15 protein-coding genes are annotated in these 24,693 nt (G+C 44.3%); all 15 read right to left on the minus strand.

The window, feature by feature from the left end; genetic code table 11:
- Nucleotides 1–176 precede the first annotated feature (176 nt).
- Complete coding sequence (hflX, locus tag AC6I5A_RS05825) at nucleotides 177–1,778, minus strand: GTPase HflX (RefSeq protein WP_034612897.1); 1,602 nt, start codon at nucleotides 1,776–1,778, stop codon at nucleotides 177–179.
- 65 nt (nucleotides 1,779–1,843) lie between these two features.
- Nucleotides 1,844–2,815, minus strand: coding sequence for an AAA family ATPase (locus AC6I5A_RS05830; RefSeq protein ID WP_034612900.1), 972 nt, complete (start codon nucleotides 2,813–2,815; stop codon nucleotides 1,844–1,846).
- 74 nt (nucleotides 2,816–2,889) lie between these two features.
- Nucleotides 2,890–4,713, minus strand: a complete 1,824-nt coding sequence (gene typA, locus AC6I5A_RS05835; RefSeq protein WP_034612903.1) for a translational GTPase TypA — start codon at nucleotides 4,711–4,713, stop codon at nucleotides 2,890–2,892.
- 140 nt (nucleotides 4,714–4,853) lie between these two features.
- Nucleotides 4,854–5,120 (minus strand): RNA chaperone Hfq, encoded by a 267-nt coding sequence (hfq, locus tag AC6I5A_RS05840; protein WP_034612907.1) that lies wholly within the window; start codon nucleotides 5,118–5,120, stop codon nucleotides 4,854–4,856.
- 35 nt (nucleotides 5,121–5,155) lie between these two features.
- Nucleotides 5,156–6,097 carry a tRNA (adenosine(37)-N6)-dimethylallyltransferase MiaA gene (gene miaA, locus AC6I5A_RS05845; protein ID WP_034612933.1) on the minus strand — a complete coding sequence of 314 codons (942 nt, stop codon included), beginning with the start codon at nucleotides 6,095–6,097 and terminating at the stop codon, nucleotides 5,156–5,158.
- Nucleotides 6,098–6,140: 43 nt separating this feature from the next.
- Nucleotides 6,141–6,941, minus strand: coding sequence for a class I SAM-dependent methyltransferase (locus AC6I5A_RS05850; protein ID WP_034612910.1), 801 nt, complete (start codon nucleotides 6,939–6,941; stop codon nucleotides 6,141–6,143).
- A gap of 228 nt (nucleotides 6,942–7,169) precedes the next feature.
- Nucleotides 7,170–9,044, minus strand: coding sequence for a DNA mismatch repair endonuclease MutL (mutL, locus tag AC6I5A_RS05855; protein WP_034612913.1), 1,875 nt, complete (start codon nucleotides 9,042–9,044; stop codon nucleotides 7,170–7,172).
- Nucleotides 9,041–10,372 (minus strand): histone deacetylase family protein, encoded by a 1,332-nt coding sequence (locus AC6I5A_RS05860; protein WP_034612916.1) that lies wholly within the window; start codon nucleotides 10,370–10,372, stop codon nucleotides 9,041–9,043. Before AC6I5A_RS05860 ends, mutL begins: the two co-directional genes overlap by 4 nt.
- A complete protein-coding gene (locus AC6I5A_RS05865; RefSeq protein WP_034612935.1) occupies nucleotides 10,369–12,036 on the minus strand; it encodes a hydantoinase/oxoprolinase family protein in 1,668 nt (555 codons plus the stop codon). Before AC6I5A_RS05865 ends, AC6I5A_RS05860 begins: the two co-directional genes overlap by 4 nt.
- A 13-nt stretch (nucleotides 12,037–12,049) precedes the next feature.
- The gene (mutS, locus tag AC6I5A_RS05870) at nucleotides 12,050–14,602 is read right to left on the minus strand and encodes a DNA mismatch repair protein MutS (protein WP_034612918.1); all 2,553 of its coding nucleotides are present in this window, start codon (nucleotides 14,600–14,602) and stop codon (nucleotides 12,050–12,052) included.
- 1,034 nt (nucleotides 14,603–15,636) lie between these two features.
- Nucleotides 15,637–18,828 carry a type I restriction endonuclease subunit R gene (locus AC6I5A_RS05875; protein WP_034612923.1) on the minus strand — a complete coding sequence of 1,064 codons (3,192 nt, stop codon included), beginning with the start codon at nucleotides 18,826–18,828 and terminating at the stop codon, nucleotides 15,637–15,639.
- On the minus strand, nucleotides 18,829–20,079 hold the full coding sequence (locus AC6I5A_RS05880) for a restriction endonuclease subunit S (RefSeq protein WP_034612926.1): 1,251 nt from the start codon (nucleotides 20,077–20,079) through the stop codon (nucleotides 18,829–18,831).
- Complete coding sequence (gene dinD / locus AC6I5A_RS05885; protein ID WP_497900533.1) at nucleotides 20,076–21,038, minus strand: DNA damage-inducible protein D; 963 nt, start codon at nucleotides 21,036–21,038, stop codon at nucleotides 20,076–20,078. The genes AC6I5A_RS05880 and dinD overlap by 4 nt, the downstream gene beginning before the upstream one ends.
- Before the next feature lie 271 nt (nucleotides 21,039–21,309).
- Nucleotides 21,310–22,866 (minus strand): type I restriction-modification system subunit M, encoded by a 1,557-nt coding sequence (locus AC6I5A_RS05890; RefSeq protein WP_034612930.1) that lies wholly within the window; start codon nucleotides 22,864–22,866, stop codon nucleotides 21,310–21,312.
- A gap of 13 nt (nucleotides 22,867–22,879) precedes the next feature.
- Complete coding sequence (locus AC6I5A_RS05895) at nucleotides 22,880–24,463, minus strand: restriction endonuclease subunit S (protein WP_034612931.1); 1,584 nt, start codon at nucleotides 24,461–24,463, stop codon at nucleotides 22,880–22,882.
- Between the last annotated feature and the right edge of the window lie 230 nt (nucleotides 24,464–24,693).

Consider the following 24,693-nt stretch of genomic DNA (forward strand, 5'->3'; position numbering starts at 1 on the left):
GCTTGAAAGGCTTTCAAGACTTTTTCGTGATTATGTGCTGCAATTTCTTGTATATCCGGAAGCTGACGTTGGAGTGTTTCTTGCGCGGCAACTACAGCTTTACGAAGGAACTTTGGCCAATTGGGATCTAAATACAAACGACTTCCTCCTTCTATATATAAAGGACCTCACGGAAATCAGCTCAATAATGTAATGAGGTAATTCCAAACCGGCTTTAATGAGTCTCTTCGGACGAGTGACAATTTAATTGGATGAGGAAGGCGCTCTACCAGTTCGGAAAGATCGTCTTCAGCCATGACGTTATCGACCTTATTTAACAAAGTAAGTATCGGTTTGTTTTCGCACCCCAGTTGCTTCAGCACCTCATGCACAGTCTCAGCGTGTTGGAGTGCTTGCGGATGGCTCGCATCAACGACATGTAATAAAATATCCGCTTGTTGGACTTCTTCAAGCGTGGCTAAAAATGCCCGCAGCAGTTGGGTTGGCAATTTTTGAATAAAGCCAACCGTGTCGCTCAGCAGAATTTCCAAGGACGGGCTTACTCTGACCCTCCGAACAATCGGATCTAAGGTTGCGAATAATTTATTTTCACCGCTGGGTATGTCGGATCGACTACCGGTCTGTTCCATTGCCACTTCCAAAAACGTTGTTTTCCCAGCATTCGTATACCCGACTACGGCAACTATGGGGAGACCACTTCTCGTTCTTTGACGCCGCTGGACATCGCGGTGCTGTAAGACCAGCTTTAATTCTTTTTCCAGTTGAGTAATGCGCTCTCGCATGCGCCTGCGGTCAAGCTCCAATTTTGTTTCACCTGGACCGCGCGTGCCGATGCCGGCCCCTAGCTGCGAGAGAGCTTGTCCTTGGCCGGATAAATAGGGTAATAGATGTTTAAGTTGAGCCAATTCGACTTGGAGTTTACCTTCGCGGGAATGAGCACGCTGTGCAAAAATGTCCAAGATCAAGCCGGTACGATCTAATACTTTAAGCCCGGTTTCCGTCTCTAAGGTTCGTAACTGGGTCGGGGATAGTTCATCGTCACAAATCACGACATTGGCCTCAGTCTCCTGTAAACGGTGTACTAATTCTTCGATTTTTCCGCTCCCTAAATAGCTGCGGGACTGACCATAGCGGCGCAGTTGGACCAGTTGCCCAACTACGTCTACGCCGGCTGAGCGAGCCAGTTCCTGTAGTTCAGTCAAATCTTCCAAAGCGTCCAGTTCACTGTCTACCAGCGCTATTAGGTAAGCGCACTCTTTAGCGGGCGTCCTTTCGATTTTGCTTGTACCCTTGGAAAGACTAGACAAGGAGTCATGATAATCAAATGATTGCCAATCTTTTGAACTGAGATTAACAATAAAGGGATCGTTCCCTCCTGTTCGATAGGCAATCTGAATTCCCGTCAGTAAGCCTTCGCAAACTCCAACAGAAGCCATACTTTCCAGTTGCAGGGACAATAGGGCGCTCTGATCCAGTGGACTGAGTCTGGAGTCCCCATTGGGATGCGTATGAATGCACCTCAGGTGTTTCCACATGGATCTTCCTTTGACCGGGGGTAGCGTAACATTGGCATGGCGCCCTACTGCAGCTGCCAGCAGTGTACCGGAACGGGATAGATAAACGGCGATTTCTCGATTCCAAAGTTGGGTTAGCCGAAGCAGCTTTGCTAGGATTTCAGGATGGATTAATTCAGAACGTGCTGTCTTTAATTCAGAAAGCTTATTTAGCTCCTGTAACTGGCTTTCCCGAATCCCGGACAGTTCTCCCGAAATATCCATAAGTAGTATACCTCTTATTCTGGATTTTCTTATAGTGTTAGTGTCAGATATTCTAAAAGATAAGCTTAGAGATCTTCCAGGGCGATATCGACAGGTAAAATTTGGATTAGTTCTTCGCGGCTTGAGCTGGGCTTTTGGAATAAGCGCACAGCCTGTCTGCGCACTGTTTTTTCCACGAGGTTCCGAACAAGCCGTGCATTTCCGGCATAAGGATGAGTATTCAGTAAACTTACCAGGTGGGCACGGAGCGCTACCGCTCCCTCTTGAGTGAGCTCATATTGACGAGACTTGAGCATTGAATTCCCGATGGCTAACAATTCATCGAGTGAATAATCCGGAAAATCAATATGTATGGGGAAACGTGAGCGAAGTCCGGGATTGGAATGCAAAAACCATTCCATTTCAAGACGATAGCCGGCTAAGATCAGTACAAGATTGTCCTTATTATCTTCCATGGCCTTTACTAAGACATCTATAGCTTCCTTGCCGAAATCCTTCTCTCCTCCACGGGCCAGCGAATAGGCTTCATCAATAAAAAGCACTCCACCTAACGCCTTCTTGAGTTGGTCCCTCGTTTTTTGCGCGGTATGTCCAATATATTCCCCGACCAGATCTGCTCGCTCGCATTCGATCACCTGCCCTTTTTGAAGAACTCCCATCTCTTTAAACAGCCGCCCAACCAGGCGAGCTACTGTTGTTTTACCGGTTCCGGGGTTCCCACGAAAAATCATATGTAGAACCAGGGGCTCGGCGATAAGTTTTTCCCGTAAGCGCCGTTTTTGAATTTCTACATAGGCTTGTAATTCACGAATGAGGCGTTTTACGGTCACTAACCCAATGTAAGTTTCCAATTCATCAAGGATCTCCGCAACTTTATCTTTGTCTTTTTCCAAGGAAGCAGGGGTATTCTTGCGCACTCGTCCAATTCCCACCGGCTCTGTCCCAGGTCTGCCGGTTTGTGCGGTTTCGCGGGGCAAGGGAGTTTGAATGACCGGAGGCTGATGATTATCCGGTCTAAACGTCACTCGGATTGTCATGTGTACAGGCACCTCCCATCCTTACTAATATACTCAAGTAAAGATAAAAAGGTGTCCGAGAAAAGGCGTTGTTATTATTTCCCTGTCAATGCCTTGGAATAGCGCACCCGAGCAGAGTGATCTAAGAATTTCTTGCGCAGACGAATGCTCTTCGGGGTAATTTCCACCAATTCATCATCGTTAATAAATTCTAAAGATTGCTCCAAGGAAAATTCCCGGGGTTTATCAAGGCGCAGCGCTTCATCCGCCGCACTGGTACGCATATTAGTGAGCTGTTTTTTCTTACAAACGTTCACTTCAATATCTTGCTCACGCTTATTCTCTCCAACAATCATACCTGCATACACATGAAGACCTGGTTCGACAAACAAAGTCCCTCGTTCCTGGGCAGCATAAAGGCCGTAAGCGTTTGTTTCTCCCTCTTCAAAAGCAATGAGTGCGCCACTATTTCGTCCGGGGATTTCCCCTTTATAGGGTTCATAACCAAAAAACACATGGCTCATCATTCCTTCACCCCGTGTTTCCGATAAGAAGTCGCCCCGAAAACCAATCAGGCCGCGGGCCGGAATTTTAAATTCCAGACGGAGCTGCGTTGCAGAAAGACTTGTCATATTGGCCATTTCCGCTTTCCGCTTGCCGAGAAGTTCCATGATCGAGCCCAGCGCACTTTCGTGAAGATCACAGATGAGGAACTCGATCGGTTCGCATTTGACGCCATCAATAATTTTATAGATAACTTCGGGTTTCGAAACTTGAAGTTCATACCCTTCCCGACGCATATTTTCAATCAGAATCGAAAGGTGAAGTTCTCCCCTGCCGGATACTTGAAAACAATCGGTAGATTCCGTTTCTTCGACCCTTAAACTCACATTGGTCTCGACTTCTTTCCAAAGACGTTCACGTAGCTTGCGAGAGGTTACAAAATGACCTTCCCGCCCGGCGAAGGGACTATCGTTAACCATAAAATTCATAGATAAAGTGGGTTCATCTACTTCGATGGTTGGTAAGGCTTCAGGAGTTAGAGCACAAGCGACAGTTTCTCCTATATTAGCACTGGTAAGTCCGGTAAGCGCAACAATTTCACCGGCGGATGCTTCGAGAACGTCTTGCCGTTTAAGCCCTTCAAAAATCATAACTTTCCCGACTTTAACTCTTTCAAAGCTCTCATCTCGCTTGATTAAGATGATGTTTTCGTTTTGATGTATGGTTCCACGTACAATTCTGCCGACTGAAATTTTTCCGACATAATCATCGTAGTCCAGAGTGGTGACCAGCATCTGAAATGGAGCATCGAGATCGACAACCGGAGCTGGAATGTGTTCCAGGATCACGGAAAATAGCGGCGTTAAAGAGTCTGCCAGAGAATCGTAGGTAAGCCCTGCAGTTCCTAAACGCGCAGAGGCATAGACGACTGGGAAATCCAATTGATCGTCTTCCGCTCCAAGCTCAATAAAGAGGTCAAGTACTTCATCAACCACTTCAGCCGGGCGAGCATCCGGGCGGTCAATTTTATTGATGACAACAATAGGCACGAGCTTAAGCTCTAAAGCTTTTCTCAAAACAAAACGGGTTTGGGGCATGGGCCCTTCAAAAGAATCTACAATGAGGAGCACCCCATTTACCATTTGTAAGACACGCTCAACCTCACCCCCAAAGTCGGCATGTCCCGGGGTATCAATAATGTTAATCTTTGTTCCCTGCCAGTGAACGGATGTGTTTTTGGATAAAATGGTAATTCCACGTTCACGTTCTAAATCATTGGAATCCATGACGCGTTCCATAACTTGTTGGTTAGCCCTGAAGGTACCACTCTGTTTTAACATGGCATCCACAAGCGTCGTCTTCCCATGATCAACGTGAGCGATAATGGCGATATTTCTTAAATTTCGAATTTCCATAGTCGGACTGAGTTCCTTTCTTTCGCCTATATACAAGCATATCTAATATACTGTATCATAAATGAGCCGTGGAATCAATAGAAAGAACTAAGTCTGGAAAAATACCAAACTTAGTTCTTCATACCCTAAGCTTATCCAAATTATTTAGTGTTAGGAGTACCCGTAATTGAGTCTGCAGCACTCGCAGCCATAAAGTTAATCGGGCGAAGCGGCATGATTGTTGAAATGGCATGTTTATAGACCATCTGTTGTCTTCCATCAAACTCAATAACCACTGTAAAGTTATCAAAACCTTTGATAATTCCCTTTAGCTGAAACCCGTTGACCAAGTATATGGTCACCGGAAGGTTTTCCTTGCGTGTCTGATTTAAAAAGGTATCTTGTAAATTGATGGGCGATTTATTCATATATTTACCTCCATCACCGTGTATTTCTATTTTCCTTATTCTACACGAGTTTGACAGGCTCTGCAAGTCTTAACAATATCCTTAAGTAATACGTCCGCACCTATCTCAATATCATACCAACTAATGCGTGGATCACGACGAAACCACGTCAGTTGACGTTTAGCAAAATGGCGAGTATCTCTTTGCAGTAAACGCAGCATTTCAGATTGGGTGACCCGTCCCTTGAGAAACATAAGCGCATGGCGGTAGCCTATGCTTTGTAAGGGCTTTAATGTTGGTGCATAGCCATTGTTTAAGAGAGCAAGTGTTTCTTCGATCAAACCTTGAGCAAGCATCGTAACGCAGCGTTGATTGATCCGTTCGTAGATTACTTCACGTGGAGCAGTTAGCCCAAGATAGACAATCGACGGATCAAGCGTCTTGTATTGACTATCACTGAATTGACGTTGACTTGCTAAGGTGCTGCCGGTTAATTCCAAGACTTCAAGTGCCCGAATAATACGAAAAACATCATTGGGATGTAACCGCTGTGCTGTTACAATGTCCCGCTCCTTTAACTCCTTATGCAGAGCTAAGTTCCCATGTAATTGGACGAATTCTTTCCATTTGGCACGGATTTCTTCAGAACCATGTTGAGCGAAGTCATAGGGATCGAGCAAGGAACGAATATAGAGCCCTGTCCCCCCAACCACAATCGGAACATGTCCACGGCCCCTAATTTCTGCTATTAAGGAAGTGGATTTTACCTTGAACTGGGCTGCAGAAAAAGGATCAGAGGGGTCCAGATAATCAATAAGGTGGTGGGGGATGAGTTGGAGTTCTGAAACGGACGGTTTCGCCGAACCAATATCAAGTTTTTTATAAACCTGTACCGAGTCTCCGGAAATTATTTCCCCTCCTATTTCCTGGGCCAGGGCTATTCCCAGTGACGACTTACCGACGCCGGTCGGGCCGATAATTATGACCAGTGGATCCACAAAACCAACTCCCATTAAGGCATATGAAAGAAACTTAATGTGCCTATACCAAAATGACGCCATAATCGACGGGACTATACCGTCCTCCGAGTAATATGTCAAACCCAAGACGTCGGAATTCCGAACTGTTCTTGCGCTCCTTGAGTACAACCCGGTTCCGGGCAACCCGACATGCTTCCAATATAGCCTCGTGTTCAAGGGGATTATGATCTGACCACCGGTGCAAGGGCTGAATGGAGTCAGACTGTTTACAGGTGTGGCGGAACATTGGATCAAAATAGACCACATTAACCGAGCGGGAGGGGGTGCGCTTTAAGTACTCAAGGTGTTCTCCCCAGCGAACTTCAATCCGCTGAGCAGCACCTGCTAAAGCGGTCCAAGCAGCTTGTTTCTCTTTATTTTTAGCTTTTAAAATAATCTCCGTAAAATGGTTTAAGCCGTCCTGAACAAATGCGGCTAAAATCGGAGATTGTTCAAGCGCCAGAACGCTTCCCTTTTCACCTACAGCCCATGCCCCAATCAGGGCATCGGTCCCAAAACCCAGTGTAGCGTCAATTAAAGAGTCGCCGGCTTTTAGTCGGGTTGCTTCGAGATAACGATCAGACTCACCACGCAGGAGATTTATGAGACGAATGAGGGCCATACTTGGATGAAAGAATAGTTGTTCCGCTCCGGTTTTCAAGAAGACGCCCTGACGCGTTATTGTAAGTTCTGGTAAGGCTCCTTCCCCAGTCTGTGTGGTAGTCCATTTGCATCCGGGTTGTTGGTGAAACCAGGCGAGTCTTTTCATAAGTTCAGCATCGGGATGCGATATTTTGATGAGAATAGGATTTTCATTTACCATAGAGCCTCCGTTTTCTGAATATAGCAGAAAGTATAAGTCTTAAGGTCTTGCAGAGGATGTGTTATAAGTGAATTTCTTATGAAAACAGCCCCCCTTTTTATCTTACCACTGTATTTTGTAGGGACTGTGTTTTCACACGGGCCCATCAGATTACCCTTTTACATGCAGTATACCCGTGTTATGGTACGTACAAACTATTGGTCTTATGTTGGAACGTGTTCACTTATTTTAGATACGGTAAAAACGTCTTTCCACTTCAGAGCGGGTCATTTTAATCATAGTTGGACGTCCATGTGGACAGGTATATGGATTATGAGTTTGGTTAAGTTGGGCAATGAGTTGTTCCATTTCAAGCAAAGAAAGAGACTCCTGTCCTTTGATGGATTCTTTGCAAGCCAAAAGGTAAATCCATTCCTCTAATAAATTTTCAATAGTGGGTGCAGAATTTTTCTGTAAGACCTCTTCGATAAATTGACGGAGGAGCTTGTCTGCCTGGACAGTTCCAGTATGAACGGGAACACCACGCAAAAGGTAAGTTCGATCGCCAAATTGCTCCAGAATAAAGCCCATTTCTGTCAGATTCCATAAATTTTCCAAAACCACCTGTTCTTCCTGGAGAGTAAACTCCATGGGCAGGGGAATTAGAAGAGACTGACTCGAATGTTCGGCTTGTCGAAACTCCGCAAACAGCCGTTCATAGTTAATCCGTTCGTGAGCCGCATGTTGGTCAATCATCAGTAGTACTTCTCCGTCCGTAGCTAAGATATAGGTATTGAATAGCTGTGCTATGGGCCAGATTTGGGTAAGAATGTCTTCGGTTAACGGATCACCCTCAGTTTTGTTACTTGCTGAATTCTCAATAACATAAGGGTGTTTTTGAGCTGGCAGGAAGAATTTAGGCTGCTCAAAGGTTTCGGGTTTAAGGGTCTTATTTTCCGGGGTACTCGCTGTTACTGGTGCTCCTGTCTCGGAAAATTGCCCTCTGGACCTGGAATTTCCTAAAAGAACTGCTGCGCCAAAGAACTGAGAATTATTTAGCGGGGATGCAGGCTTTGTTTCGTGTGTTGCCAGGTGGGTTGCTGGGCGTTGTGTTTGAAACGAAGGTAAAGGTTTACTCTTGATCAGGGTTTGATAAACTGCCTGACTGATAAAAAGGGCTAAGGATTTCTCATTCTTAAAGCGCACATCCATTTTTGTGGGGTGGACATTAACATCATACTCTGAGGGTGGAATATGCAGATGCAGTACGACGACCGGATGAAGCTTAGTCGGAATGAGGGTGTGATATCCTTCCTCCAGGGCCCTGCTCAAGAACGGTGAGCGAATAATTCTTCCGTTAATCATAAAGATCTGGGTTTGCTTGGAAGATCGGACCAGTTCCGGTGGGCTGATATAGCCCTCTAAATGCCAAGCTCCCTGTTGGGTGTTGATCTGGATAAGCTGTCGAGCAATCACTTGTCCAAGGATGGATCCAATCGTTTCCCGTAAATCACCGCGCCCGGAGGTTTGCAAAACGACTTGTTGAGGATGAGTTAAAGAAAAAGAGATATTTGGGTGCGCAAGGGCGATGCGACCGATTGTATCACTGATCAGACCAAATTCTGTAGGAATGGTTTTTAAAAATTTTAGACGAGCAGGCGTATTAAAAAAAAGATTGCGGACAGTTACGGACGTTCCGACAGGGCGCCCAACTTCTGAAAATTCTCCTTGCTCTCCGCCGCTAAGTTTAAGGCGTAGGCCGGCAATTTCATCTGCAGGACGCGAAGAAATTTCTAGCTGAGAAACTGCAGCAATACTAGGTATTGCCTCCCCTCTAAAACCGAGGGTTTGTAAATGATCAAGATCATCAATCCTGTTGATTTTACTGGTTGCATGGCGAATAACGGCCAAAGGCAAATCCGCAAGGGCGATTCCAGAGCCATCATCACGCACTCGAATTAGCGGTACCCCATTTCCTTCAATGGTTATATCAATGTGTTTTGCCCCGGCGTCCAGGGCGTTTTCGACCAGTTCCTTGACTACGGAAGCAGGACGCTCAACGACTTCCCCCGCGGCAATTTGGTTGGCTGAGTGCGCATCAAGGATATGAATCACCGCTGTCAAAATTCCCTCAGTCCTTCTTTCTTATGCCAAAGGTATAGTTTATCGTGGAGTAGGTTTTGCAGCAAACAGCTGGTGAGATCCGCATTATGAAGTTGAAGATAGTCCCATAGGTCATAGCCCGCTTGCTCGCAATCCGGGCAGGCTTGGAACGGAATGCGCACTAACACAGAGGTTTGATTGCATTGGCCTTCCAGATAAACAGTACCCCCACAGTGGCTGCACTCTCGAATATATTCATATCTGGTTTCTTGAAACCATTCTGTGTCGTAATAGACGGAATGAGGATTATAAATCCAATTTCCCTTCGGGAAGAAGGGTTTGTTCCGAATCGTAAAGCGAGGTTTAAGCGATTGATGCCGTTTATTCAGATCTTCAAGATACGGTTTTAAAGCCGCCAGAGTTAAACCGGGACGATCAAGCTGCTTGGGTTCCCGGACATGATGGTAATCTTCTCCGGCCAAGGCCAGTAATATTGCCAGGTTGACATACGGCAAGGCACCTTCTATGGAATATCCGCCTTCCAGGACCGCTAAATCCGGTTGCAGAAGTTCGGTAATCCGCCCGTACCCATTGGCAGTTAACTTCATCGAGGCCAGGGGATCTGTAAAATGGTTGTCCTGACCGGCTGAATTTATTATCAGCTCGGGGGCAAAAGCTTGGATTCGCGGTAACACCCAGTTTTCCAGAACGTAATGATACCCTTCATCTCCCGTCCCAGGCGGCAGTGGAATGTTTAACGTCTGATCCCAGGCATTCGGACCCCCATTTTCATCAATAAAGCCACTGCCAGGATAAAGGGTGTGCCCGTCTTGGTGGAGGGAAATGAAAAGAACATGCGGGTCGTGATAAAAGATATCTTGAGTTCCGTCCCCGTGATGGACATCGGTATCGACAATTGCGATCTTCTTGATTCCGAAACGAGCCCGCAAATGATTCACCAGGATAGCCTCATTATTGAGTGTGCAAAAACCACGATTTCCCCAGACTGTTGCCCCGGAATGATGTCCTGGAGGGCGGGCCAGGACGAAGCCGTTGGCAATCTCACCACGGACGCGTGCTTCGCCAAGTAAGATGGCACTCCCTGCGGCAATGAGATGGGCATCTAACGAATCTGCAGGTGCTTCAGGGTTGGGGAATATTGCTTGGGCTCGCAGCGCCTCATGTAAGGAGGCAACGCGCGGGGAGTACTGTTTGATTTGGGATAAGTCCAGAATCCCCTCTTCAAACAATTGCTCCTGAGTATAGAGAAGACGTTCTTCTCGTTCGGGATGGGAGCTGCCAAGTGACCAATCAAAGGCCGGGAAAAATAAAATTCCGGTTCGTTTCATAGGTATATCCTCCCGATCACACCAGGCCGCAGATGAACGGCCCCGCGGACAATTTGACCCACAGTACTATACCCCTGAATAATCGGGAAGAAATCAAAGGGCTCTTTTTCAAGGTCCTCAATCTCAAGGTCATAGAAAGCAGGTTGCTGCTGAGCCAGGTTATCCAGAAAGCCTTCTACCTCGCGATAAGGACGAAGAGGACCTGACCATTCGCCTTGTTCACCTGTTTCTTCTACCCGATACCGTTTCATATAAGTGTCCAGATGAAGTGTGCAATCAAAGGTGGGTCTGGCCATAGCGGCACCAAGAGCATTGGCAACTTCCGGGAAAACCCCCAGCGAAACAGGTGTCCGGAGGCGTTTTTCCAGAGCTGTTTTCATTCCTCGTGCTCCCCCTCCACTGAGCAGGGTGTGGAAGGCACGGGCTTCGTGGGGATGGAGAACCTCCCAAACTTTATAGGCCGGCTCTTCTTGCCACTCTCGCTGCAGGGAATCGACTACCTCAGCTATGCGCTCTGCGACAGTATCAATGATAGCGGCAGCCAGCTCACGGAGAAACTCCGGTGTGCGGCGTTCCAGCGGTAAAATAGAAGCCAGGGCCTCTTCCGCCAAGCGCGCATTGCCATAGTCAATCAGCCCAAGATAACGCATCGCATCTGTTGGGGTGGGTATGTTCCCGCCTAAACACCAAGCCGGTCCGAGTCGGTAACTTTCCAGGACAAAACCCTGATCTGTGGTATGGATGGCGGAGTCCCCCCCAACCGGAATTGAACGGACCGCAAGTGTTCGGACAAGAGTTGAGTAAGGCCCGATTTGAGCTCCTTTGGCACTAAGCAATGGAATACCGGACAGAACCAAACCTATATCAGTTGTTGTCCCGCCAATATCCACGATTATCGAAGAAGCAGCAGGATCATTTTGAGTCAGGGCAGCCAGAATACCAGCCGCCGGTCCAGAGTAAATGGATTCAATAGGCCGAATCTTGGCGAGAGGTGAGATCCCGCCATCCGCCTTTAAAATGGAAACAGACGCCAGGATTTTTCGTTCGGATACGGCACTTTGTAATTCTTCAGTAAACTTCTGATATAAATTGGCAACAGCGAGGTTAAGATACGTGGTCAGACTACGCCGATAAAAATTGGCTTGTCCCCAAACGTGTCCTAACGCTAGGTGTAATAAGGGATTAATTCCCCGCAGATAGGCTGCGAGTTGTTCCTCATGAAGACTGTTGCGATGTGAGAACTTACCAACAATTGCAATAGGGGCAGGATGCTCACGCAAATTAGGCGTGAGGAATTTTTCCCATTCCCTCTGATCGGGAGCTGTAATTTCTCGGCCTCGAAAATCCATTTCTCCGGAGAGCTCAAGATATTTAACCGGCCAAGGGAGTGCATCGACTCTCATCCCCCGCCCTGAAAATAAAAGTAGTTGAACGGGAGGAATTCGGTTTTGGAGAATAGCGTTGGTAACGAGTGTTGTGCTAACCGTTAGGTGGTTAAGCGCATGTTCATCCGGGATATTTAACTGATCAAAGGCATCCATGAGAGTTTCCACTAAATTTTCTGATTGGGTGGGTACCTTGGCTGTCTGTTGGATCTGGCTGTCTTGAATAAACACGGCGTCGGTATAAGTCCCTCCCACATCGATCCCTACTCGATTAGGAATATTAAACACCTCCTTATAAAGCTTCTGAGGATTGAATGCGTTCTCGCAGGTCAAAGAGATACTGAAGGGCTTGGCGGGCAGTCATATCTTCCAGGGGTAATTGAATTATTTCCTGCAAAAGCGGGTGGGTTTGGGGGACGTCAAAGAGCGAAAATTGGGTAACCTGCTTGGGTGGCGCGCTCCTTGCAGGAGACGGCTCGGAAGATTCTAATTCCAAAAGAAGAGTTTTAGCACGTTTCAGAAGGTCTGGCGGCAGACCGGCTAAACGGGCTACTTGGATACCATAACTGCGATCGGCTTTACCAGGCAGTATTTTGTATAAAAAAACGATGTCCTCTCCCCGTTCTTTCACACCAACATGAAGGTTAAATAACCTGGGGAAATCGTCCTGGAGGTGGGTTAGCTCATGATAATGCGTGGCAAAGAGGGTTTTAGGGTTGAAAAGGGGCTGTTGAACAAGGTGCTCGGTAACCGCCCAAGCAATACTAAGTCCGTCAAACGTTGCTGTCCCCCGTCCGATTTCATCTAAAATAATCAAACTCTTCTCAGTAGCATATTTTAAGATGTGGGCGACTTCCTGCATCTCAACCATGAAGGTGCTTTGTCCGGCTGCTAAATCATCCGATGCCCCGACCCGCGTAAAGATTCTGTCAACCAGGGTGATGCCGGCCTTTTGAGCTGGGACAAAGGATCCTATATGGGCCATGAGGACAATCAAGGCGACTTGGCGCATGTAGGTCGATTTCCCTGCCATATTAGGGCCGGTGATCAAAGCTAAATGAAGGTTCTTAGACATCAGTGTATCATTGGGAACAAACTCGCCAGGTTCAAGCATTTGTTCGACAACAGGGTGTCTGCCTTCGGTGATCTGAATTTGACCGTCATCTTTTATCTGAGGACGAACATAGTGGTTGCGAATTGCAGCTTCAGCTAAACTGACAAAGACATCAATTTCCGCTAATACCTGTGCTATGTGCAAAATGGTCTTAGTGTGGGTTCGGACGTCTTCCCGCAGAATTAAGAAAAGTTCATACTCTAAATCTTTGAGTTTTTCCTCTGCCCCCAGGATTTTTTGTTCGTACTCTTTTAATTGGGGAGTAATAAAGCGTTCAGCATTGGACAAGGTCTGCTTGCGTTGATAGTCCGGAGGAATAAGATGAGCATTGGCATGGGTGATTTCGATATAGTAACCAAAGACTTTGTTATACCCGATCTTCAAGGAGCGGATTCCGGTACGTTCACGCTCAGCGTTTTCCAGTTGGGCAACCCATGCTTTACCACCTGTCGCAATGGAACGCAGTTCGTCCACTTCTTGAGAATAACCGGTATTGATGATATTGCCATCACGGAGAGATATTGGAGGATTGGGATTAAGAGCACTTTGCAACTTACCTGCGAATGAGTCAAGTCCATCAAGATGTGTTGCTTTGCTTTTCAGGTTTTCCGCAGAGCCGGATGTCAGGAGAGTACGAATTTCCGGAAGAAGAGCTAGGGTTTGGGCCAGGACCAATAAATCCTTGGCATTGGCAGTCGCATAAGAAACCTTCCCCATCAGGCGTTCAAGATCGTAGACCCTGGATAGAAGCTTGAATAAGTCTTTCCGGAGAAATGAATCAGAGGTTAGTTCTTCAACTATATTAAGACGTCGATCTATGGCATCTTGCTGAAGTAAGGGTTTATCAATCCAATGTTTTAAGAGCCTGCCGCCAAATGCGGTTTGGGTTAAATCAAGCACCGACAAGAGCGTTCCTTTTTTTTCAACGCTCCGGAGGGATTCCGTGAGTTCAAGATTACGACGGGTCCATTGGTCGAGAAACATCCAGTGTTCAGAACGGAATGCCGTAATCTCCAAAATATGGGTTGGATCTACGCCCGGCATCGTTTCGAGTAAGTAGATCCATAAAGCTGTAGCCGCTTGGGTTCCTGCTGGAAATTCCTGAAATAAATCCTGCTGACCGGGAAAGTGATTCCGTAAGGCCTGATCACAAAATGTTTTTTGTTCGCGTACGCTGCAGTAATAACCAACCCATGGTTTAGGTTTTTTTATTAGTTCAGGGGGCAAGAGTAGTTCAGCGGGATTAATACGGGATAGTTCAGTGAGGAGGACGTCAAGTTCCGGGGTTTGAAACATCGAAAATTCTCCGGTAGATAAATCCAGGAAGGCTAGCCCCCAGTGTATATCATGATATACACTGGCTAAATAATGATTGGTCCGCTCGGCGACCGCTTCGGTCAGTGTTCCTGGCGAAACAATCCGGATAATGTCCCGTTTGACAATCCCTTTCGCATTTTTGGCATCTTCCACTTGTTCACAAATGGCGACTTTATGGCCGGTCTTGACAAGCTTTGCCAGGTAATTATCTAAAGCATGATAAGGGACGCCGCACATGGCAATTCGTTTCCCGTCTCCTGCATCCCGACCAGTTAAGGCTATTTGCAAAATCGGAGCGGCTAATTCTGCATCGTCCCCAAACATTTCATAAAAATCGCCCAGTCGATAAAAAAGAATAGTTCCTGGGACCTTTTCTTTAATCCCTCGATATTGTTGCAGCATCGGGGTGGTCATACCTTGTATTCTCCCCTTTATAAGTAATAATTACTACTAGAAATAAGTATAAGTAATCCTAAGTTTTCTTTCAATCCTAAAAGGGAAGAGCTACCGATTTAGCCCTTTAATTTTTCAGCTATCCTCCAAGAAACACTAAAAGAGCACCTAGGTGGTGTCGATTTCCAGTTCTGATTTGGACGACTTTTGTTTCTTGAGCCTGCCGATCAGGACTTCGTCGTCCACTACGGGTATCCTGTATCTTTTCGGGGGAATGTTTAAAGATGTTGTCGAAATCAACCGGAATCTGATTTTTAATAAAATCTAAGCCAGCACTCATTTACTACAAAAGCGATTCCCACCATCATATTAAACGTGATTTGACATCCGCAAGTTTGACATTTGTATAAGTCATCCATTCTTCGTCAGAGCTGTCAATGGGAATATCATCAACCCGTTCTTTTCTAATCAATGTCTTCTCGTCAATCGAGATTGAAAGCTGCCCATCTTCTATGGCAACCGTATCTATATCGATCCTATCATCGGGTAAGCTCCATAAAACTCCAATTTACAGCGATAACCTCCGCATCATTAATCCGATCAATATATGGGGAACTCCACATCAAATAGGATTTTTTCTATCCGGCTTGCAATATGACGCATTTCGCTTTTTTAATTGATATATTCTTTGATTCTGATATACTGATCGGCTTTGGTCTCCTTTCCAGGGGCATTATTGTTTTGGCGTTATAAAAGGTTTTCTTCACCTTCTGATCATACCATCTAATTTGTTAGCTTCCCATTATTAGCCTAATTTGAAGATTTTTAAGGCATTTTCCAAAATTGTTTCAAAGACATGGCTGCTGCTGGTGCTGCTTTCCAGTTCCGATCTTCTCATTACAATTCCCCCAATTTTTGAATTAATTGAATAATAGTCGTCTTGACAATATAAGTGGAGCTATCAGTGTTTTAACTTCCTATTATTGCTATAACCAAAAGCATACCGAACTTCGTACTAGGTTCACATTATAGACATAATCCTCTTTTGGTGAATTTTATCTACTCTCATTCTGGCACATCAGTTTGGTTTGCTCCATGACAATATCCACCGCTTTAGCCGTCTTATCTGGCGGATATCCGTATTTCTTCAGCAGACGCTTAATGGTCATTTTCATTTTGGCCTGCACGCTTTCCCGAATGGCCCAGTCAACGGTGATATTCTTTTTTATGGATATGGTCAGATCCCTGGCAATCTGCTTCAGAATCTCTTCGCCCATAATTTCACGTGCAGATTCATTTTCCGCCAATGCATCATAGAATGCCAATTCATCCGGCGATAGACCTGTGCTTTCGCCTCGTTTTTCTGCCTCGCTAATCTGCTTAGCAAGTTCAATCAGCTCCATGATTACTTGCGTTGTTTCAATCGCCCTGTTTTGATACTTTCGGATTGCAGCCTCCAACAGCTCGGAGAATTTCTTTGACTGCACAAGATTCCGCCTGGAGAAGGTCTTTATACCGCCTTTCAGCAATCTGTTCAGGAGTTCGACAGCCAGGTTCTTCTGCTTCATGCCTTTTACTTCTTCCAGAAACTCGTCAGAAAGGATGGCTATATTCGGCTTGGAAAGTCCAACTGAGTTCAATATGTCAATGACTTCATTAGAAGAGATTGATTTGGAAATCAACTGCTTTAATTCACTGTCGAGTTGAGTGGTGGTTTTCTTTTTATTGTCATCATTAATCATTTTAACCAGGCTTGTCCTAACAGCTTTATGGAATCCGATTTCCACGTTTAGCTTTTCGGCAATATCCGTTGTCGCGCAGAGAGAATAAGCGCGTGCCATTTCCGTGACCAGCTTGATATAATCGTTCTTTCGATCCTCCCTGAGCCCAATGATATAGTCCATCGTTTCCACAATGGCCTGCATTTTCTCACTTGGCTTGCCGGTGAAGAATTTGCTGTAATCATGGCCATGCAGCAGCTCTTTGATCAGGTCATGCTTTTCCAGGAGAACTTGTGAGGCCACTTCTGTATCAATGCCGGTGGTCTTTTTATCACTTTCCGTATATTGAGAAAGAGCTGTTTTTAAGTTTTCCGCTATGCCGATATAGTCAACAACCAGGCCACCTTGTTTTTCTTTAAATACCCTGTTCACCCTGGCAATAGCTTGCATCAGATTATGACCGCTCATTGGCTTATCAATATACATGGTATGCATACTCGGTACATCAAAGCCGGTAAGCCACATATCTCTGACAATGACCAGTTTTAATTCATCTTTTCTGTCCTTCATGCGTTTGGCCAAAGTTTCGCGGTTAGCCTTCGTGCCGATAAACTTCTGCCAATCTGCCGGGTCGGATGATGCTCCGGTCATAACCACTTTAATTTTTCCCTTCATTAAATCATCACTGTGCCACTCAGGGCGAAGGGCCACAATTTCCTGATAGAGATCGATGGCAATTCTTCTACTCATCGCCACGATCATGGCCTTGCCGCCTGCATTTTCCTGGGCCTGCTCGCGTTTTTCGAAGTGCGCAACGATATCCCCGGCAATCTGTTTTACACGTTCATTGGCACCGACAATGGCTTCAAGTCTGGCCCATTTGCTCTTGAGCTTTTCTTTTTGGCTGTATTCCTGGTATTCGGTGATCTCATTATATTCTGCGTCAATTTTGGGTTTTAAGGCCTCCGGCAGATCCAACTTGGCAATTCTGCTTTCATAGAAAATCTTAACCGTTGTCTCATCCTCAACAGCTCGGGTCATATCGTAGACATCGATATAATCCCCGAATACGGCACGCGTGTTTTTATCAGTCAGTTCGACCGGTGTTCCGGTAAAGCCGATATAAGAAGCATTGGGCAGGCTGTCGCGCATATATTTGGCATAGCCGTATTTTACATCCGCCGCATTATCACCTTTGACAATCTCCGCACCAAATCCATATTGGCTGCGGTGCGCTTCGTCAGCCATAACAATGACATTTTTCCGGTCGGTAAGCACCATGCTTTTGCTATACCCTTTTGGTAGTTCAGCTGCATTAGGATACTGAGCATAAGTTTCAAGTCGTTCTTTTGATTCAGTGGCAAAAGGAGCAAACTTATGAATGGTTGAAAAAATAATGCCCCCGCTGGTACGATTATTCAGTAATTGCCTTAAATGAGTTCTGTCGGTGGCTTGCACCGGAGTGCTTCTTAAAATGTCTTTGCTTTTCAGGAATGTGCCAAACAGCTGGTCATCCAGATCATTTCGGTCAGTAATTACTACAATGGTAGGATTTCCCAGCTCTTCACTGATAATCAATATCCCGGCATAGAATACCATCGACAGGCTTTTACCACTGCCTTGGGTATGCCAAATGACGCCGATTCGTCGATCACCGGATTCCATGGTTGCCCGCTCGGTACTCACAACAGCTTTATTGACTGCATGGTACTGATGATAACCGGCAAGTATTTTGATCGTCTCCTGGCCATCACTTTGGAATAAAACAAAATGCTTAATGATATCCAGGAAGCGGTCGCGCTCAAACATTCCTTTGATCAATACTTCAAGCTGGGGAATCGACAGCGGTGCCACATTATCCCCATCAATAGTACGCCAGGCCATAAATCGATCTTCATCCGAAGTAAGGGTGCCTGCTCTGGCATTGACGCCATCACTGGTGACCATAAATGAATTGTATGTGAACAGGGACGGTATGGTCATCTTATATGTCTGCAGCTGATTATAGGCATCAGTAATATCCACATTCTCATCGCTTGCGCTTTTCAGTTCAATGACGACCAGAGGAATGCCATTTACAAATACAACCACATCAGGTCGCTTTTCCACCCCATGCTCAACGATGGTAAACTGATTGGCAACCATAAATTCGTTGTTCAGTGGCTTTGGAAAGTCAAATACATAGATCTTTTCGGTTCGATAACTGGCATCCGGCTGCTTCATCTGGACATCAATACCATCAGTGATCATCTTTTGAAATGCTTTGTTATTCATGATCAGACTTGGGCTTTGCGGAATGACGATCTGCCGGAAAGCATCTTCAATTGCATCGCTCGGCATTTTGGGATTAATCTTGGCGAGGGCTTCTTTTAGTCTATCATTAAGTATGACATCACTGTAATCCTCACGTTCCGGATAATCGCCATCCGGTGTAATATCCGGAGCAAAAACTATCTCGTAGCCAAGCTCCTCGAACCATTCCAGGGTAGCTTCTTCTAAGTGGGACTCGCAGAAATTATTTGGCATTTATTGCACCTCCTCTAGTGGCACTCGGATTTCGCCGGACATAAGTTTGGGTAACAGGGTGTCACGGATCTGTACTAATTTTCTTGATTCAAATGTCAATACTCTCATAAATTTAAACAGTGATTCCACAAAAACAGTAAAATCTTTGTGTATTATGCTCTCCAGTGGTGGCAGTACTATTTTAAATAAACCGATATTATCAGCAGGTACTCTCTGTCTCCCGCTCGAACCAGTCATTCTTTTAATCGCATAATCACGAAATCTATCACTTCGTGCCAGAATGTAAGCAAATATAGTTGATATAGGACTTCTCGGCCTTATTACTAAATATTCGGTTGAACCCCACCCGACTTGGTTATTTCCGAGAAAATCCACGTAAGCTGTTTTCCCATTCTCTAAACAAGGTGTGATTCTAGCAACCAACGTATCACCATTTATGAACTTCATACCAGAACCAACCACCCGCTCTATCCATTTTTTTGGAGCATGTCCCGTAGTCGGCATATTTGACATATCTAAATAAGGGGCAATTGTGCCGCGAGGAATCCGACGGCTTGGGTTAATTTCAAAGATCTCTGAGATGCTAAATATCCGCCACCCTTTAGGAATCCTCCCTAACTCACTATCCTCAAACTCTCCATTCTGAAAAGGCTCAAAATCAATAAACCAACTTTTAAAAATTGCCTGGGCCATTTCCTCAAGGTTTTTGTTGATGCGGTTGTTGAGCTCGATTTTGTCATCCAAGCAGGATAGGGTGCCGGCTATTGCTTTTTGTTCATTGATTGGTGGAAGTTTAATGTATAAATTTTCTATCATTTTTTTTGTCAATGCGTTTCTTGTTCCGCCTATACCAGCGATGGATAATAGATAAGTTTTATTATGTTGTAAATAATACAAAATGTACCTATTATCAACATTTTCTTGTAATCCTCTTATGATCGCGACATGTTGATTAACTCTTGCAGGGAGTATGTCTTTGGGTACAATACAACATCTTGCGACAGAATCACCAGTAATATTGAGGAGCACATCACCTTCCTCGATGGTCACATTATTTAGCTTTTTTGCTTGAATTTTATTAGTATAGGTTAATCCAACATCTGAAAACTTGAAATCTAAAATGTTTTGACTTCTGATTAATGCAATACCACTATCACAATAGGCATTTGCTCCACCAGTTGGTGTTGATCCACTTCCAATTTTTGAACATACTTCCCCCAGCTTAACCTCTCTCCACCCACTATTACTCATACCTCATCGCCCCCAGTATTCTTCTGGGTTTTAGCGTTAAGCTTCTTTTCTACCTGTGCTATGGTCTGCAAAAAATCCCGCTCCACGGGGGACGGATCATTCACCTCTCCTTTTTCGGGCAACTTCCCAGATTTGTGGGCTAATTTCTTTTCTTCGGCTTTTACTCGTCTTTCAAGCTTTTTAATATCTTCGGCAGGTGGTAAATCCTCTGGTTTAATCCCTCTTTTGCCTAACATATCACGAACGCTTGAGTTGTTTTGGACATGCTCGTTTGTTATGCTCTTTTCTCCCTGTAAATCGGCTTCATTTACATTATGATTGGTCATTTCCGTTGCTAAATTCTTAGCCGCTATTGTTAAGGTGGGTAGAAAATCAGCTAAAGGTCTATTGTCCTTTATGCCAAGCTTATATTTCATATCACCGGTATTTCTACCACCAAACAATGCTTTATCACCTTTAGAACGTATACGTCCAAAACCGGCATCATCAACACCACGCTCATAAATATTTTTAGATAATTGCTTTTCTGATTCTTTTAATCTATCTCGCGCATCCATTCTTGCAATTAAATTCATTCTATCTTCTATAAGCTCTTGCTTTCTTGTTTGCAAGGCAAAATAACTTTGGGCAAATGCTATTTCTTCTTTTTTAGGATCACCATTTTGTGCAATCAAATAACAAGCATAGCGAGTAAGCATATAATCTCGTATATTCCTCTTCGCACCACTACCGAGCTCAACCATTTTCGTGACCTCACGAAAATGGTTTGTTACTTCTATTCCTGTGCTTTTGCAAGATTCTATGGCTCTGTTTATAGCTACAATAAAATTTTCCCACCTTAAATAACCTAAACATTCTTGCAAATCTCTTGCATACCAAAATTCAATATTGTTTTCGGTATCAACATTTAATATTTCATCAAAGGTTTTATACAGCTTGTCTAAATTTGAACTAAACATCTTTATTACCCCTAACCTTCAGCAAATTTAATTTCATATAACGGTTAATTCTCATTTCTCCCTCATATTGAACTTGAAAGATTCCTTACATATTAAATCCTTGATATCTCACCCTCGCTGTTGTGATATCTTGAATTGTAGTCTGAAACAGTTACAAAAATCATCAATACTCATATCCCAGTTGCAGTTGTCAAGTATTCCTTGACAACTGTTGCACATTAATTTTTGTCTGTCCGTCCTCATTTGATAGATCGATATTTCAGTGTTATTTTCAAAACTCAAACCCGATCGCCCCCAATCGCTGTTTGATTTCTACCTCGAGCTTATGGGATTTGGCGAACATCTCAGCAAGCACTGCTGTCAGTCGGGTCATTTTTTCATCAAAAGGCTCGCTATCATCTTCCACTTCTTCGATACCAACATATCTACCCGGCGTTAAGATATACTCATGGCTTCGGACGTCTTCTATAGTCGCCGATTTGCAGAACCCCTTAATATCTTCATATTCTTTTATTTCTTCATTTTTATAATTATCTAATTGATAGAGTTGTGCTTTTTCAGCCACCATTGATTTTTCGCTTTCAAAGCTTGAGTCACGCCAATTATGGTAGGTGTCATATATCTGCTTGATTTCCTCATCCGTCAACTCCCTGTGTTTACGGGTTTCCATATAGCCCATCTTGCGGGCATCAATGAACAGGATTTTATCTTTCCTGTTTTCTCTCCTCTTGGCGATAAACCAGAGACAAACCGGAATAGTTACGTTATAAAATAAGTTCGGCGGCATGGTTATGATGCAGTCCACCAGTCCTGCTTCAATAATATTCTTCCTAATTTCCGCTTCCGCTTTGGTTGACGTACTCATCGATCCGTTGGCCAGGACAAAACCCGCTATACCGGTCGGAGATAATTTGCTGATGATATGCTCTATCCAGGCGTAATTGGCATTGTTTGCCGGTGGGATACCGTACTTCCAACGGGCATCATCCTGAATTAAAGTATAATCACTAACGTTGAAGGGCGGATTGGCAAGTACAAAATCTGCCCGCAAGTTTTTATGTAGGTCATTACCAAAGGTATCCGCATCTCTTTCACCCAGGTTACCGTCGATACCCCGAATAGCCAGGTTCATTTTGCATAGTCTCCAAGTGGTCGCCGTGAACTCCTGGCCATAAATATGAATATCATCTTTTCGACCCTGATGCTCTTCAACAAATCTTTTAGATTGCACAAACATCCCGCCTGATCCACAACACGGGTCGTATACTCTGCCTTTATAAGGTTCAATCATGTCAACCAGCAGTTTCACAATCGTTGGTGGGGTGTAAAACTCACCTTCACTGGAGCCGAATTTCCCCAGGAAGTATTCATAAACCCGGCCCAGAATATCTTGGGCTTTTGATTCTTTGCTGCCCAAATTAAAGGAAAACAAATCTATCAGTTCACCGAGCTTTGTTTTATCAAGCTCCGGTCGGGCATAATTTTTCGGCAAGACCCCTTTCAGATTTTTGTTTTCTCTTTCTATGGCAATCATTGCTTCATCTATAATTTGGCCGATGGTGCTTTGCTTTGCACTTTTTTTAATAAATTCCCACCTGGCAGTAGGCGGAACGAAGAAAATATTGTCCTCGATATAAGCATCCCGGTCCTCTTCGAAGCCTTCTCCTTCGGCCAACAACTCATTATATTTTTCTTCAAAGCTGTCTGAAATATATTTCAAGAAAATAAGTCCTAATATTACAGCTTTGTAATCGGAGGGCTGAATATTTCCTCTTAGTTTATCAGCCATTTCCCATAATTTATTTTCAAATTCCAGGTTTACTGCCATTGTCTAAAACCTCCTAAGTTAGTTTGTTGTAGAGATTATCTTTTATTTTTGTCCATCGGTTTTCTGCTTCGCCGATGGTTTTTTTATAGGTAGCAAGCTCTTTTTTATAGTTGGCGACCATTTCCTTTTGCTCCTCTATGGGTAGCAAGGGAATTTCCATCTCCATAATGTCCGCATGGTTAATATTCATTATTGTCGTTCCCCGCTGGAAACTCTTAATAATCGCCAGTCCAATCGGGCTCTCCAAGAAAATCTTTATATACTCACCGCTCACCTTTTCTTTCGGCCTAATTACAATCAGGTTAGCTGAAGCAATAATTGTTTTATTTTGCGCTTCAAACACAGCAGTCTTTATCGCAGTACCTCTGCATGAGAGAACAACATCGCCGTTTAACAATTCATAGCGTTTGACTTTGCGTTCGTCCTCTTCAATTGTATCCATGTCCGCATAATTAATCTCACCATTCTCAATGTTGGAGATGTTAAGCACACTGATGCTGCCGGGTGTGGTATTCTTTTTTAAGATGGATTTACCTCTGAATACTTCTGCCACTTCTTTCAATTTCACTTTTTCCAAGTTAGAGTTTTTAAACCTTTGAATGTTTTCATCGTCTTCAGAGAGCAGCAGCTCAATTCTCCAGTCCGCGTGGGCTAAAAATTCCCAGGTGGGGATCATTTTTTTATCTGTAACCCTGAACTCATTTTTATTAAGATTAATCGTGCCAATTTCAACGTTATTTTGCGGACCGGTGGTGATCGTAAAAAAATAGGTCTTGATTGCTGTCACCGGGCGAAAGGTTCCCTCCGGTAAAATGTAGATGTTCTTCACACTGAAGTTATCTGTAATATACGACCTTAGCTTTTCGTATTCCAGGCCGGCAAAGGTAATTTTTGCGGGAACTATGATGTCCAGTGTACCGGGCGCATTTAAATGCCCCAGCATATTCTCAAGGGCCACGCCATCACTGTCTCGCGTAATAAATGTCCGGCCTAATTCATCCGGTTTATAGCTAAAGGTGGGTAATGAATAAATATAATCAAATCTCGCATTCTGCAAGCAATCTGTGTAAATTGATTCAAAACGGATTGTCACATTTGGGTTTTCCCCAAAGGCTAACTTTAGCAGTAGGTTCATCGGTTTTAGCTGGGTTGTTAAGGTCAGCTTAGAATCAGGGCTTTGTTTTATTAATTCCCTCAGCTCGGATAGATGCTTTTCTGCCTCAGTAATAAGTATCTTTTCCGACTGTAACTGCCGGATCTTCTCACGGATATACCTGTTCAAATAAAGCGGTGAAATTACTTTCCCTGATCGATCATTTTTATAGATCTCAAGAGTAAAATCTATTAAATCAATATCTTTCAGAATTTGAAAAATATTAAAAAAATCGTCTCTGTCAGCAGGAAAGAAGCCGAGTTCATCTTCAGTTGTTTTCTTCATAAACTGAAAAAGCTTCTCTTTATCCGTAATAATGTTTGTATCATCCGCAAGGTTTTTGCGAACCATTTTTATGCGCAGCATTTCGTTCAGTAATTGTTCCCGAGTTGAAATCTGCCTCTGGTAAAACATATTTAAGGCTAAATCTATCTTCGCGTTCACATTCGGCCTCCTCTCTGGCCATAATTAATTATTCAATTATACCCATTAATTATTTAGTATGTCAATACTATAGTAATATTTGCTCAAATCAAAAAGAGCGCCTTATTAAAAGGTGCTCTCTATTTCTCACCAAAATTTGCATTCCATTTGGAAGCTTCTCTCTATACTCAGCTCTCGTTGATTCGCTGCGCCCGCGCGGAATACTATTTTTCGGCCCGAAGGGTATTAAC

Source organism: Desulfosporosinus sp. Tol-M2 (assembly GCF_059735615.1).